Raw genomic sequence first — 13,937 nt, forward strand, 5'->3', positions numbered from 1 at the left:
TCAAAAGTGGACTAGACCACTCGGTCATGCGCGTCGTCGGGCTGATCTCCGGCACGTCGGTCGACGGGATCGACGTGGCGGTCGCCGAACTGGACGTGACCGGCGACGAGGTCGTGCTCGCCCCGCTCGGGCACAACTCACTTCCCTACCCGGAGGACCTGCGGCGCGAGCTGCTCGCCGCGCTGCCGCCGGCCGCGGCCACGCTGGAGCAGGTGACCCGGCTCGACACCCTTGTCGGGCAGGCGTTCGGCGAGGCCGCCGCCACGATGTCCGCCGGAGCCGACCTGGTCGCCTCGCTCGGCCAGACCGTGTTCCACTGGGTCGAAGGCGGTCGCGCTCGCGGCTCCCTGCAACTGGGCCGGCCGGCCTGGATCGCCGAGCGCACCGGACTGCCGGTGGTCGCCGACCTGCGTGTCCGCGACATCGCCGCGGGCGGGCACGGCGCTCCCCTGGCGAGCACCCTGGACGCGCTGTGGCTGCACGACCTGGCGCCGGCGGTCGCGCTGAACCTCGGCGGCATCGCCAACGTCACGGTCGTGCGAGCGGACGGGGTGCTGGCCTTCGACACCGGCCCGGGCAACGCGCTGCTGGACCTGGCGGCGCACGACGTCACCGGCGGCGCCCAGAGCAGCGACCTCGACGGTGCGATCGCCGCCCGTGGCCGGGTCCACCCCGAGCTGCTGGAGCGCCTGCTCGCCGAGCCCTACTACTCGGCGCCGCCACCGAAGTCGACCGGCAAGGAGCTGTTCCACGCCGGTTACCTGCGCGCCGCGGCCGCCGGCCTCGACGTGGCGGACGAGGACCTGCTCGCCACCCTCACCGAGCTGACCGCCGTCACCGTGGCGCGCGCCTGCGCCGAGGCCACCACGGTGATCGCCTCCGGCGGCGGCGCGGACAACCCGTCGCTGATGCGCGCACTCGCCCGCCACCTGCCCGGCACCCGGCTGGCGACCAGCGACGAGTTCGGCCTGCCGCGCTCGGCGAAGGAGGCGTATCTGACCGCGCTGCTCGGCTGGCTCACCTGGCACGGCATCCCCGCGAACCTGCCGGCCGCGACCGGTGCCCGCGGGCCGCGCCTGCTCGGCAGCATCACCCCCGGCACGCACCCGCTCGCGATGCCCGCTCCCCATCCGGCGACCGTCACCCGTCTGCAGGTAGCGGCTGCCCCGGCCCAACCGATAGGAGTGCCAGATGCACCCAGTTGACCTGGCGATCATCGTGGTCTACCTGGCCGCGATGCCCGCGATCGGCGTGCTCGTGGGGCGCCGCCAGCGCTCGGCCCAGGACTACTTCATCGGCGAACGCAGCCTGCCGTGGTGGGCGGTGTGCTTCTCGATCGTCGCGACCGAGACCTCGACGCTCACGGTGATCAGCACGCCCGGCCTGATCTGGGCGGCGTCCGGCAGCTACAACGGGCTGACCTACCTGCAGCTGCCGTTCGGTTACATCATCGGGCGCACGCTGGTGTCGTTCGTGCTGCTGCCCCGGTACTTCAAGGGCCAGCAGACCACCGCGTACGCCTTCCTCGGGCAGCGGTTCGGCTCCACGATGCAGGGCGTGGCGTCGGTGGCGTTCATCGTGACGCGCCTGCTGGCCGAAGGCGTGCGGCTGTTCGCCGGCGCGATCCCCATCCAGGTCATCCTCAAGCACTTCGGGCTGCACACGTCCTACTGGCAGATCGTGGTCGTCCTGACGGCGCTGACCGTGATCTACGCGCTGGTCGGCGGCATCAAGGCGGTCGTGTGGGTGGACGTGATCCAGCTGTCGGTCTACATCGGCGGCGCGATCATCGCGATGATCGTCCTGGCCGGCAAGCTGCCGTCGGGCTGGACCTCCCGCGCCGCCGACGCCGGGATCTTCCGGCTGTTCGACTTCAACTTCGACATCCTGCACCTGCTGACCAGCCAGTACGCGTTCCTGACCGCCGTCGTCGGTGGCGCGATCTTCACGATGGCCTCGCACGGCACCGACCAGCTGATCGTGCAGCGGTTCCTCGCCTGCCGCAGCATCGCCGACGGGCGCAAGGCGCTGATCGGCAGCGGGATCGCGGTGACCATCCAGTTCGCGCTGTTCCTGCTGGTCGGCGCGATGCTGTGGGCGCACAACGGGTTCCGCACGCTGCCCCAGCTGGGCATCAAGGGCGACGACGTGTTCACCAACTTCATCACCAGCGAACTGCCGGTCGGCGTCGCCGGGCTGCTGATCGCGGCGATCCTGGCGTCCACGATGGGTGCGCTGGCCTCGGCGCTGAACGCGCTGTCCAACTCCACGGTGGCCGACCTCTACCAGCGGTTCACCAAGCGCCCGCCGGAGGATTCGAAGCTGCTGCGGCACGGCCGGATCTGGACGCTGGTGTGGGCGGTGGTGTTCGCGGTGTTCGGGTCGCTGTTCAGCAGCCGGAACAACCCGGTGATCGAGCAGGGCCTGTCGATCACCGGCTACACCTACGGCGCGATGCTCGGCGCGTTCTTCCTCGGCATGTGGGTCAAGCGGGCCCGCCAGCTGGACGCGATCATCGCGTTCGTGGTGACGGTCGCGGTGATGGCGGTCGTGGTGCTCGCGGTGAAGATCCCGCCCGCTCCCGGCGCGAAGCCGGTGGTGCTCGCGTTCCCGTGGTATACCCTGCTCGGCGTACTGATCACGCTCGTCGTGGGCGGCGCGCTGTCCCTGCGGCACCGCACCGCGGAGACCACGGCCCGGAAGGAACCGGAGCCGGTTTAGATGGACGCCAACGTCCTGCTCTCCACCGCGCAGACCTGTACGGAGTTCCTGTCCGGGCACCTCGAACGGGACTGGTCCGTCCCGGTTCCGGAGATGGACCTGACCGTCGCCGGGGTGGTCGCGCACATCAGCGACTCCCTGCACTGGTACGCCTACGACCTGACCGCGGGGCCGGTCGAGCTGTCGACGATGGAGTCCCATGTGCGGGCGGGCTCGCCGCCGGCGGAGCTGCTGGTGACGCTCGGCACGACGGCGAAGGTGCTGGCCGCGGTGGTCGCGACCAGCTCGCCGGAGGCACGCGGTTTCCACCCGTGGGGCATCGCCGACCCGTCCGGTTTCGCCGCGATGGCGGCCGACGAGCTGCTGGTGCACACCTTCGACGCCGCACGCGGTCTCGGCGTGAACTTCGAGCCGCCGGCCCGGCTGGCGGCCGCCGCGTTGTACCGGCTGTTCCCGTGGACGCCGATGGACACCGACCCGTGGCCCACCCTGTTGTGGGCCAACGGGCGGGCCGCGCTGCCGGGCCACCCGAGGCTGCACAAGTGGCGCTGGCACTGCGCGCCGCTGTCCGAATGGGACGGCAGCGCCCCGATCAGCTAGTCCTGCGCCGGGGACGGGGCCGCCTGCGAGAAGACCGTGTAGCGCGACGCCGACCAGGCGGGGGCGCCGGACACCGGTTCCAGCCGCACCTGCACCGAGGTCTGACCCGCCGTGGCCGGGGCCGGGATGTCGAAACTGTCCTCCAGCCACCGCGAGTACGTGTTGCCCAGCGCCTGGTACCACTCCCCGACGAGCCGGTCGTTCACGAACACCCGCGCGTCCTGGAACGCCTGCGCCTGGTCGGACACGCGATGCAACCGCAGGCCGCCGTTCTCCTGGTCCACGCGCGCGGTGAACGTCACCGGCTGGGTGGTCGACGTCGTGGTGCGGGTGACCGGGGTGGTGTCGCCCTTGCCCTCGAAGGTCGAGGTCAGCGAGGCCCGGGTCTCACCCGGGGCGGAGTACCCGTGCGCCGACCGGCTCGCGTCGTCGCCGGTCTCCACCACGTCGGTCCGGCTCAGTGACGGCGTGTCCTGCCCGTACCAGTAGGCCGTCGAGCTGTACTCGGCCGGCGTGGACGAGCGGTCGCCGTGCTCGATGTCGAACTCGATGCCGTTGCCGAACGCGGCCCCGTCGCCGAGCATCAGCCGGTAGGCGTTGACGCACACGTACCGGCAGCCGTCGCCGGCGTCCTCGCGGCTGACCAGCCCGGCCTGCGGCATGGCGTACGGCACGCCCTCCACGTCGCCGTCGCGGCCGTCCAGGAAGTACCACCCGGACTCGTAGAAGTCCTCCGACCCGGTGCCGTACATCGCGGGGCTCGCCGAGCCGTCCGGGTACATCCGCTCGTCGCCCTCGAGGAAGCTCAGCTGGTTCTGCCCCGGTGGGATGTCGCCGCGCATGGTGGTCGTGACCCCGTAGAACACGCCCCGGCCCTGGCTGGTGAGGAAGTTCCAGTCCTGGCCGGGCACGGTGTGCGCGCGGTGCTGGGTGGCGTGGAAGTAGCCGACCGAGCCGTTCCGCAGGCCGGCGGCCACCCCGGCGTCCGGCGCGGTGGTCACCTCGAGGCTGCCGCCGGTGACCGGCACGCCCGAGGTGTTGACCAGCTCCACCACCGCGCTGCGCGCGTACGGCATCGGCCACCACGCCGTGTACGCGCCGTTGTCCGTGGTGTCGATGCTGTGCAGCAGGGTCCGTGACGCGTACTTGCCCAGACCGGAACCGAAGAACTCACCGACCGGAGCGTCGACCGTGGTCCGCCCGTCGAAGGTCAGCCGCAACCGCAGGCCCTCCAGCACCGCATCGGCGGCCGCGACCTGACCGGGATCGGCCGCGTACCGGAAGTGCCGCAGGCCGGCCCACTGCTGTCCGTCCACTGTGTACCCGTGCGCGGCCTCTTCGTCGGGGTGGTTGGGGCCGACGTCGAGCACGTCGGTGCGCACCCACTGGCCGCCCACCAGGCTGTGCACCTCGTAGCGGAACTCGTTGACGTCCTGGCTGGAGGAGACGAACCGGGTCGCGACCGGCAGCTGGGACCGGCCGCGGGTGAGGCCGGCCGGCACCTCGATGGTCTCGTCCAGCCAGCCGCCGCCCACCCGGGCGGGTCCGCTGGAGAACTGCCCGGCGGTCCGGCCACCGATGACGAGGTCGGCCCGTTGCTCGCCGATCCCGGCGTCGATGCGGCGGGTGATGCGCACACCGTCGTTGTCCGGCGCGACGCTCGCGGTGAACGCACTTCCGCCAGGGCCGTACGCACGACCGTCGTCGGACAGCCCGGGCGCGGCGATGACCTGCGGCAACCGGAGGCGGAGCTGGGTGATGCGCTGCGCGCCGGACGGCAGCGGGATCGAGGCGGCGGTGCCCGCCGGGACGTCGAACGAGGTGCCCTGGGTGCGCGCGCCCGGCGCGGCCGGTTTCGGGTCGCGCACCCCGAAGGCGCGCAGCCGCTGGATGACGTCGGTGGCCCGGTCGGCCGGGTCGAACGTGCGCACACCGGCCGCATCGGCGAACTGGCGGTAGGTGACGTGGTAGAAGTGCGGGTTGTGCTCGGTGGTGATCCGCATCGAGCTGGTGTAGGGCATCGGCACCTTGATCACCGAACCGCCCATGGTGTCGGCGGAGTTGCCGACCAGCGGCCACACGAACGGCGCGCCCTGCGCGCCGTTCACGACGTCCTGCAGCGAACGCTGGAGCACCACCCTGCCGTCCAGCTCGATGGTGATCCGGCCGATGTCCGCGACCGAGGTGGCCGCGTAGGTGAACCAGATCGACGAGATCTCACCGGCGCCGCGGGCGTCGGCCAGCAGGCAGTCGCCGTTGGCTTCGTGGCGCAGGCACGAGTACGTGCCGTCGAAGCCGTCGTCGTTGTGGCCGGTGCGGTCGAAACTGGAGAACTGCTTCACCTGCTCGCCGGGCCGCAACCGGGCCAGCCCGTCGAGCGACCGGTAGACGTCCCACCCGACCGGTCCCTTCCCCGGGGCGGCCGGGGCCGGCGCGGCCTGGGCGGGAACTCCCGCGGCGAGCGCGAGCACGAGCCCGGCGACCACCAGCAGAGACCGTTTTTTGCGCATCACGAGGGAACGTCCGGGCACAGTGAAGACCCCCCAGTGTGGACTGGACCACCCGCGCCACGCCGCGCGAGAAATCGATTACCCGAACATAGTGGAGACCGCCACCGGTGTGCCCCGCGGCGCTCGGACACTTTCGAGGGAAGGGGATGACCGGCACCACCGGGCTGCCGATTTGATCAACGACGTGGCCGGACCCCGATCTCCCGCTCGCACACCGCGGAGATGGCGAGCAACCCGCCCTCGTCGAAGCGCCGGCCGGTCAGCATCACCGCGACCGGCAGTCCCCCCGACTGCGCGAGTGGCATCGACAACGCCGGGAGACCGGTGACGTTCGCGGGCGCGGTGTTGGCGAGCACGGCCCAGCCCCGCCGCACGCGCGCCGCGTCGGACGGTGCCGAGACGGAGTGCGGCAACCCGGGCGTGGTCGGCGACAGGAGCGCGTCGACCCCGGTGAGCGCGCGGACGTAACCCTGCTCGAGCCGTGCCCGTGCGTTCTGCGCCCTCGCGTACCACTCGCCGCGGTACGCCTCCTGCAGGTGGGCCCCGGCGAGCAGCACCGCCTTGGCTGCTGTTCCGAGCTGCCCGGCACTGTCCCGCCAGCCCTGCGCGAGCCCCTGCGCCAGCTCCGGCCAGTAACGTCCGCGCCACTGGTAGCCGTTGCCACCCGCGGCCAGCAGCGCCGCCGTGCCTTCCACGGTGGTGCCGAAGCAGAGCGCGCCCGCGTCGGCGAGTTCGGGCAGGTCCACCACGACGACCGTCGCCCCGAGTTTCGTCAGCTCGTCCAGCACGTCCTCGAAGGCAGCCCGCACGTCCGGCTCGGCACCGGCCACGCACTCCCGCACCACGCCGAGCCGCACCCCCGCCAACCCGGGGGGCGCGTCCGCCACGGCGCGCGCGTAACCCGCCGGCGGTGACAGGTCCCGCTGCCGGGGATCCGCTCCGTCGGGCCCGGCGAGCACGTCCAGGACCCGGGCCAGGTCCGCCGTGGTGCGCGCCATCGGTCCGAGGTGGTCGAGGGTGTGGTCGATGCCCAGCGAACCCGTCGCGGGCACCAGCCCGTGGGTGGGTTTCAGGCCGAACACCCCGCACCACGCGGCCGGCACCCGGACCGAACCACCCTGATCGGCGCCGACGGCGACGTCGACGGTGTCGTAGTGGAGCGCGGCCGCGCACCCGGAGGACGAGCCGCCCGCCGTGCGGGTGGGGTCGAACGGGTTGCGCACCGGACCGCCACGCCCGGAATCGCCGCCCGCGGCCAGCCCGAGCTCGTCCATCCGCGTGGTGGCCACGATGCGCCCGCCCGCCGCCCGCAACCGGGCGACGACGGTGCTGTCCGCATCCGGCCGGAACCCGGCGAGCAGCGCCGAACCCGCCGTCATGGGCACGCCGGACACCGCGATGCAGTCCTTCACCGCCACGCGGACCCCGTCCAGCGGACCGGACCCGGTCGGTCCGGCGTCCGTCCACCGGGTGACCGCGTTCAGCGGGTCATCGGCGGTCGTCGGCGAGCGGGTGGGACGACCACTCGCCGGGCTGGGTTCCGGCGCCGGCAGCGCGCCGATGGTGTCCAGGATTTCGGTGACCAGCTCCCGCACCGCGGGCAGTTCGGCCGCGCCGACCGGCAGGCCGAGGCGGTCGGCCTGCCGGAGGGCGTCGGCGCCGGACAACGGCGAGCTCATCGCAGCGCCCGCCCGGCGGCCACCGCCATCGGGTCACCGCCGCGGTGGGGCTCGCGCACCCAGCCCTTGTCCCAGGCCGACATCTGCTGCATGTCGATGTTGATGGCACTGAAGTACCAGCGGCCGTCGATCTTGCGGAACTCGTCGGCGTACCAGCCCGTCATGAGGACGGGTTCGAACTCGCCCGAGCCGTCCGCGCGGGCCATCGTCGCGAATTCGAGCAGATCCCAGCGCCCCGTCGCGGTGTCGCCGGAGGCCGCGACCTCGATCACCGGGTTGACCATGAAGTGCGCGGCCCACGGCATCATCCCGGCTACCCCGGAGAACCACTGGTGGATGGCGTCGTGCCCGTGGTGCTCACCGAAGACGTTGCTGCGCCACGCGACGTCGCCGTCCGGCGCGAAGAGCGCCATCAGCGCGTCCGGGTCGGCGCCGAGGTCGCAGGTCCGGGCGTAGTCGCTCTTGAGCTGCCGGATCGCTTCCAGGTCTTCCAGCCGCTGCAGGCGGGCGAGCAGGTCGGTCATGCGGGTGTCCTTTCGAGTTGGGCGGTGGTGTTCTTGCACAGGGAGCGACAGGAGCGTTCGGCGGCGCAGCAGACCGAGCAGATCGCGCCGCGGTGGAACGGGCAGGAAACGAAGTCGGCGGGCGCGTGCCGTTCGGAACACACGACGCAGCGCACGAGATCGTCACCGGGAACGACCTCCTCCGCGGTGGAGGCGACGGTGTAGTACCGGCCCTTCGTCGCCAGGGCGATCGCCGGCACGAGGACGAACGCCGCGGCTGCCGCCACGAACGGAGCCAATGTCATGCCCAGCGGCCCGAACAGTCCGAACGCCGGGGGAACCGACACGACGAGCGCGCCCGCGATGGCGCCCAGACCAACCGGGTTGAGCGCGGGCAGCCGCGACCGGCGGTACTCGAACTGCGGCGGGGAAAGACGCAGCAGCCGCTTGTTGATCGTCATGTCCGCGACCACGCACGCGATCCACGCCAGCATGAAGACGCCACCGAACGTGAGAACCGCGTTGAGCCTGCTGTAGAGGTCACCGAACATCAGCGCGCCACCGAGGACCACGGTCAGCACGACGAACCAGTGCCGGCCGGGCGTCACCCCGAACACGCGGCAGAAGAACCCGGCGAACTGCAGCGACCCGGAGTAGGCGTTGCTGAGGTTGATCCGCAGCTGGGTGGTGACGACGAACAGCACACCCCACACCCCGAACACGCCGGGCAGGTACTTGCCGGGGTCGGTCTCACCGAACCGCAGCGACAGCCACGCACCGAGCAGCGTCGGGCCGAGGAACGTCACCGCGGCGAAGACCGGGCCAACCACGAACGACCCCAGCCGCCGGCGCCGCGCCGGGATGAACCGGCCGAAGTCCGCCGCGACGGGGATGGTCCCGGCGACACCGAAGGCCGCGGCGAGCAGCTGCAGCACCGGTGGCCCGGCATCCGGACCGGCACCGGCGGCCGGCCGGTAGGACCAGAAGCCGGCCTCGACGGGCGTGTGCGCGGCATGCCAGATGGTCAGGGCCATGAACACCGCGAACACGGGAAGCGTCACCCACATCAGGATGTTCACCAGGCGCAGGCCGTACCAGGTCAGCGGGATGAACACGGCACCCGCACCGGCGTAGACCAGCCACCGCGGCACTGACGGCCACTGCGCCATCACCGCGTTCGCCATGATCGAGCCCTCGAACGCGAAGAACAGCAGCGAGTTCACGGCGAAGATCAGCGACGTCACCGTCGATCCGAGGAAACCGAACCCGGCGCCGCGGGTCAGCAGGTCGGAGCCGAGACCGCTGCGGGAGGCCGCGCTGGTCCACAGGTAGGCCAGCGCGCCGACGATCACGGTCGCGACGAGCAGCCCGACGACGAGGTTGACGGTGCCGTAGGCGTGCACGAGCGTGCCGCCCCAGGAGAAGAAGAACATCGCAGTGGTGATGCCGAACATGACGCCGAACAGGGACGGCACGCTCCACCGCTGGTAGCTCGAGGGCACCGGGCGCAGCGCGTAGTCCTCGCGGTTTTCGGCCCAGTTTTCGGAAACTTCGGTTGTGGTCATCGAGTCCTCCCGGACGGGAGCTGGGCCAGGTCTCCGGCGCGCGAAACGCCGTGACCAGGCTCTTCGGTCACCCGCGGCGACTCGCCGCGCAGGTACTTCCCGGTCGCCCCGAGGTTCGCGGTGGCGACCGAGGCACGGCGCCGCCGGAGGCGACGATGCCGGTGGTGCAGGCCGAGCCCGGCCCCGCGGTAGCGGCGGGCGGCGGCCCCGCAAACTCTGCGACACCGGCCACGTCCGGTGCATCCCGGTGAACTCGCTTTTGGCCTATGTGAAAATCCGCGGGTACGCCGACGGTGAGCGGCAGGGGTTTCCTACGCCTCCTGGCGCAGGCGCTGGCTGATCACCTTCGTGATGCCGTCGCCCTGCATGCTCACGCCGTAGAGCGCGTCCGCGATCTCCATCGTCGGCTTCTGGTGCGTGATGATGATCAGCTGCGAGGACTCGCGCAGCTGCTCCAGCAAGCCGATGAGCCGTCGCATGTTGGTGTCGTCCAGCGCGGCCTCGACCTCGTCCATCACGTAGAACGGCGACGGACGGGCGCGGAAGATCGCGACCAGCATCGCCACCGCCACCAGGGACTTCTCGCCACCGGAGAGCAGCGACAGGCGCTTGACCTTCTTGCCCGGCGGCCGCGCCTCGACGTCGACACCGGTGGCCAGCATGTCGTCCGGCTCGGTCAGCACCATGCGGCCCTCGCCGCCGGGGAACAGCACCGAGAACACCGTCTCGAACTCGCGCGCCACATCGTGGTAGGCGGACGCGAAGACCTCCAGGATCTTGTCGTCCACCTCCTTGATGACCGTCAGGAGGTCCTTGCGCGTCGCCTTCAGGTCCTCCAGCTGGGTGGACAGGAACTTGTACCGTTCCTCCAGCGCGGCGAACTCCTCCAGTGCCAGCGGGTTCACCTTGCCCAGCAGGGACAGGTCCCGCTCGGCCCGCTTCGCGCGCCGCTCCTGGGTGCTCCGGTCGTAGGGGATCGACGGCGGCGCGCTGACCTGCTCGCCGAGCGCCTTGGCCTCCTCGTACTCGGCCATCTCCTGCGCGCTCGGCGGCACCGGCACGTCCGGGCCGTACTCGGCGACCAGGTCGTCCAGGCCGATGCCGAAGTCGTCGGCGATCTTCGTCTCCAGCTGCTCCAGGCGCAGCCGCTGCTCGGCGCGCAGCACCTCGTCCCGGTGCACCGCGTCGGTCAGCTTCTCCAGCTCGTGGGTCAGCTCGCGAACCCGGTTGCGCACCTGGGTGAGCGCCGCCTCGCGCTGCTGCCGCACCACCTGGGCCTCGTCGCGCTCGGCCGCGGCCCGCTGCACGGACAGCTCGATCCGCTCCAGGGCCAGCTCACCGGCGTCGACCACGGCGGCCGCGATCGCCGCACCGCGTGCCCGGGCTGCGCGGGCCTTCTCCGCCCGCTCCCGTGCCGCCCGCTCGGCGTGCGCGGCCCGGCGCAGCGATTCGGCCCGGCCGGCGATGCCGCGCGCCCGCTCTTCCGACGTCCGCAGCGCCAGCCGCGACTCGACCTCCTCCTGCCGCACCGCGGCGAGCCGTTCGGCGGCCTCGTCGCGCGCGCTGGTGTCCGGGTCCTCGTCCACCGGCTGTTCGGCCACCGCCGCCAGCCGCTCCTCCAGCTCGGCCAGGCTGGCCAGCGCCTGCTCGCGGCTGGCCTCGACCTTCGCGCGCTGGTCCCGCAACCGGGTCACCTCGGCCTCGGCCGACCGCGCCGCCTGCTGCAGCCGGTTCAGCCGTTCCGACGACCGGGCCTTCCGGACCTTCGCCTCGGACAGCGCTTCCTTGGCCTGGCCCACCTCGTCGCGGCGGGCCTGCTGCTCGGCGCGGGCGCCCTCCAGCTCCGCGGCGGTCTGTTCCAGGCGCCGTTCCGCGGCCGCCAGCCGTTCCCGCGCCTCGTCGACCGCGGCTTGCACCTCGATGACGCTTTCGCTGCGGCCCGAACCACCGACGGCCCAGTGCGAGCCGAACACGTCACCCTCGGCGGTCACCGCGCTCACCTCGGGGTGCGCCGTGACCAGCCGCCGCGCGGTGTCGAGCGTGTCCACCACGGCGATCCGGTCCAGCGCGCGCGCCACGGCCGGGCGCAGCACCTCCGGCGCGATGACGACGTCGCGCGCCCAGCGCGCGCCGTCCGGCAGCGACGGCCAGGACGCGGTGTCCGCCGGGTACGGGGCGCCGCCGAGCAGCACGCCCGCGCGGCCGGAGTCGTTGTCCTTCAAGAACTTCAGCGCGGCGATAGCCTCCTCGCCGCCCTGGACGGCGACCGCGTCGGCGACCGGTCCGAGCGCCGCGGCGAGCGCCACCTCGTAGCCCGGCTCGACGGACAGCAGCGCCGCGACCGACCCGAGCAGCCCCGGCAGCCGGTCGCCCGCGCCGAGCAGCTCGCCCGCGCCGTCCTTGCGCCGCAGGCCCATCGACAGCGCGTCCACCCGCGCCCTTTCCGACGCGATCTCGCGCTCGGCCTGCCGCTCCGCCTTGACGAGCTCTTCCACCCGGGCCTTCGCGGCCTGGTTGGCCTGCACCACGCGGTCGTGGCGGTCCTGCAGGCCGGCGTCGTCGGACTCCTCGGCCCCGCCCTCGGCGCGGGCCTCCTCCAGCTCCTCGACGGCGATCTCGGCGCGCGCGGCGGCCTCGTCGATGGCCGCGGTCAGCCGGTCGATCTCGTCGGAGGTGGCACTGTTCTTGCTGCGCAACGCCTCGACCTGGCCGGTCAGCTTCGCCAGGCCCTCCCGCCGGTCGGCGATCGCGCGGACCGCGGCCATGTGGGCCTTCTCCGCGGCCTGGACCTCGTGCTCCAGCTCCTCGCGGCGTAGCACGGCCTCGGCGAGGGTCTCCCTGGCCATCATGACGGCCTCGTTGAGCTCCGCCTCGCGTTCGGCGACCTGCTCGGCCTCGGCCAGCAGTTCTTCGGGATCGCGGCCGCCGGTGGAGGACTCGACATCGGCGGACAGGTGCCGCTGCCGCTCGACGGCCAGCCGCACGGTGCCGCGCAACCGCTCCGCCAGCGCGGACAGCTTGAACCAGGTGTCCTGGGCGGCGTTCAGGCGCGGCGCGTCCTCGGCGAGCATGGCCTCGAGCTGGGCCTCCTCGGCGCCGGCGAGCTCCAGCGCCTGCTCGACCTCGGCGCGCCGGGCGCGGGCGGCGTTCTCGTCCGCTTCCTCCCGCGCGATCGCCGCGCGCTGGGTGACCAGGTCGTCGGCCAGCAGGCGCAGCCGCGCGTCCCGCAGCTCGGCCTGCACGGTCTGCGCCTTGCGGGCGATCTCGGCCTGCTTGCCCAGCGGCTTGAGCTGACGGCGCAGTTCGGCGGTCAGATCGTTGAGCCGGTCCAGGTTCGCCTGCATCGCGGTGAGCTTGCGCAGCGCCTTTTCCTTGCGCTTGCGGTGCTTGAGCACACCCGCGGCCTCCTCGATGAAGGCGCGGCGCTCCTCCGGCTTCGACTCGAGGATCTGCGACAGCTGGCCCTGCCCGACGATGACGTGCATCTCGCGGCCGATGCCGGAGTCCGACAGCAGCTCCTGGATGTCCAGCAGCCGGCACGAGCTGCCGTTGATCTCGTACTCGCTGGCGCCGTCGCGGAACATCCGGCGGGTGATCGAGACCTCGCTGTACTCGATCGGCAGGGCACCGTCGGCGTTGTCGATGGTCAGCGTGACCTCGGCGCGGCCCAGCGGGGCGCGGCCGGAGGTGCCGGCGAAGATGACGTCCTCCATCTTGCCGCCGCGCAGGTCCTTCGCACCCTGCGTGCCCATCACCCAGCGCAGCGCGTCGAGCACGTTCGACTTCCCCGACCCGTTCGGGCCGACGACACAGGTGATGCCCGGCTCGAACCGCAGGGTGGTAGCCGAGGCGAAGGACTTGAAGCCCTTCAGCGTCAAGCTCTTGAGATGCACGTGGCGGGACCCTTCAACGCCTGGGTGATCCGCCGAGTCTATCGGTGGCCGGCCCGCGTCCCGGTCTTGACCGCGGGCGTGTTGTCCCCAGCAGTCCCACCTGTCACTCGGGGTTCAGCAATCACTCCTCCACGAAACCGTCCAACCCGCCCGCCGCGGGTGACCAATGTTCGACGACCTGATCCACACGACCGGGTGACGCCTCGGACCGGAGGAGGCCGAGCAGCTGCTCACAGTGGCTTCGAGCACCCTCCGCCACGACCCGGACACGGCCGTCGCCGAGGTTGCGGGCACTGCCGACCAGACCGAGCTCGAGCGCCCGGCACCGGGTCCACCAGCGGAAACCCACTCCCTGCACCCGGCCGGCGACCCACGCCGTGAGCCGGACCGCGTCGTTTTCACCCGTCACGTGCCCTATCCTGCCGCACGCTCCCCGACTGCGGACGGTGACCGTCGTGGCGCCACA

At 72.1% G+C, this 13,937-nt stretch carries 9 protein-coding genes; 3 read left to right on the top strand and 6 right to left on the bottom strand.

Annotation, left to right across the window (positions count from 1 at the left end; genetic code table 11):
• The first annotated feature begins 26 nt into the window (after nt 1-26).
• From FHX45_RS08860 to FHX45_RS08870, 3 genes are read left to right on the top strand one after another with little or no spacing between them, the layout of a single operon-like run.
• A complete protein-coding gene (locus FHX45_RS08860; RefSeq protein ID WP_167098565.1) occupies nt 27-1,205 on the top strand; it encodes an anhydro-N-acetylmuramic acid kinase in 1,179 nt (392 codons plus the stop codon).
• Nucleotides 1,192-2,721 (top strand): sodium:solute symporter, encoded by a 1,530-nt coding sequence (locus tag FHX45_RS08865; protein ID WP_167098568.1) that lies wholly within the window; start codon nt 1,192-1,194, stop codon nt 2,719-2,721. The genes FHX45_RS08860 and FHX45_RS08865 overlap by 14 nt, the downstream gene beginning before the upstream one ends.
• The gene (locus FHX45_RS08870) at nt 2,722-3,321 is read left to right on the top strand and encodes a maleylpyruvate isomerase N-terminal domain-containing protein (RefSeq protein ID WP_167098571.1); all 600 of its coding nucleotides are present in this window, start codon (nt 2,722-2,724) and stop codon (nt 3,319-3,321) included.
• Here the strand turns inward: FHX45_RS08870 and FHX45_RS08875 are convergent.
• From FHX45_RS08875 to FHX45_RS08900, 6 genes are all read right to left on the bottom strand, one after another.
• A complete protein-coding gene (locus FHX45_RS08875; RefSeq protein ID WP_243868964.1) occupies nt 3,318-5,831 on the bottom strand; it encodes a glycoside hydrolase family 172 protein in 2,514 nt (837 codons plus the stop codon). The genes FHX45_RS08870 and FHX45_RS08875 overlap by 4 nt on opposite strands.
• A gap of 176 nt (nt 5,832-6,007) precedes the next feature.
• Nucleotides 6,008-7,510, bottom strand: a complete 1,503-nt coding sequence (locus FHX45_RS08880; protein WP_167098574.1) for an amidase family protein — start codon at nt 7,508-7,510, stop codon at nt 6,008-6,010.
• Complete coding sequence (locus tag FHX45_RS08885; protein WP_167098576.1) at nt 7,507-8,034, bottom strand: nuclear transport factor 2 family protein; 528 nt, start codon at nt 8,032-8,034, stop codon at nt 7,507-7,509. Before FHX45_RS08885 ends, FHX45_RS08880 begins: the two co-directional genes overlap by 4 nt.
• Nucleotides 8,031-9,578 carry a purine-cytosine permease family protein gene (locus tag FHX45_RS08890; protein ID WP_167098579.1) on the bottom strand — a complete coding sequence of 516 codons (1,548 nt, stop codon included), beginning with the start codon at nt 9,576-9,578 and terminating at the stop codon, nt 8,031-8,033. The genes FHX45_RS08885 and FHX45_RS08890 overlap by 4 nt, the downstream gene beginning before the upstream one ends.
• A 311-nt stretch (nt 9,579-9,889) precedes the next feature.
• Nucleotides 9,890-13,471 carry a chromosome segregation protein SMC gene (gene smc / locus FHX45_RS08895; protein ID WP_167098582.1) on the bottom strand — a complete coding sequence of 1,194 codons (3,582 nt, stop codon included), beginning with the start codon at nt 13,469-13,471 and terminating at the stop codon, nt 9,890-9,892.
• Nucleotides 13,472-13,592: 121 nt separating this feature from the next.
• Nucleotides 13,593-13,880, bottom strand: a complete 288-nt coding sequence (locus tag FHX45_RS08900; RefSeq protein ID WP_424923797.1) for an acylphosphatase — start codon at nt 13,878-13,880, stop codon at nt 13,593-13,595.
• Between the last annotated feature and the right edge of the window lie 57 nt (nt 13,881-13,937).

It is taken from the genome of Amycolatopsis granulosa (assembly GCF_011758745.1).
Classification (GTDB): Bacteria; Actinomycetota; Actinomycetes; order Mycobacteriales; family Pseudonocardiaceae; genus Amycolatopsis_E; species Amycolatopsis_E granulosa.

Coding starts and splice junctions, on each gene's coding strand:
- FHX45_RS08860 (WP_167098565.1), top strand. CDS start 27: ATGCGCGTCGTCGGGCTGATCTCCGGCACGTCGGTCGACGGGATCGAC.
- FHX45_RS08865 (WP_167098568.1), top strand. CDS start 1,192: ATGCACCCAGTTGACCTGGCGATCATCGTGGTCTACCTGGCCGCGATG.
- FHX45_RS08870 (WP_167098571.1), top strand. CDS start 2,722: ATGGACGCCAACGTCCTGCTCTCCACCGCGCAGACCTGTACGGAGTTC.
- FHX45_RS08875 (WP_243868964.1), bottom strand. CDS start 5,831: ATGCGCAAAAAACGGTCTCTGCTGGTGGTCGCCGGGCTCGTGCTCGCG.
- FHX45_RS08880 (WP_167098574.1), bottom strand. CDS start 7,510: ATGAGCTCGCCGTTGTCCGGCGCCGACGCCCTCCGGCAGGCCGACCGC.
- FHX45_RS08885 (WP_167098576.1), bottom strand. CDS start 8,034: ATGACCGACCTGCTCGCCCGCCTGCAGCGGCTGGAAGACCTGGAAGCG.
- FHX45_RS08890 (WP_167098579.1), bottom strand. CDS start 9,578: ATGACCACAACCGAAGTTTCCGAAAACTGGGCCGAAAACCGCGAGGAC.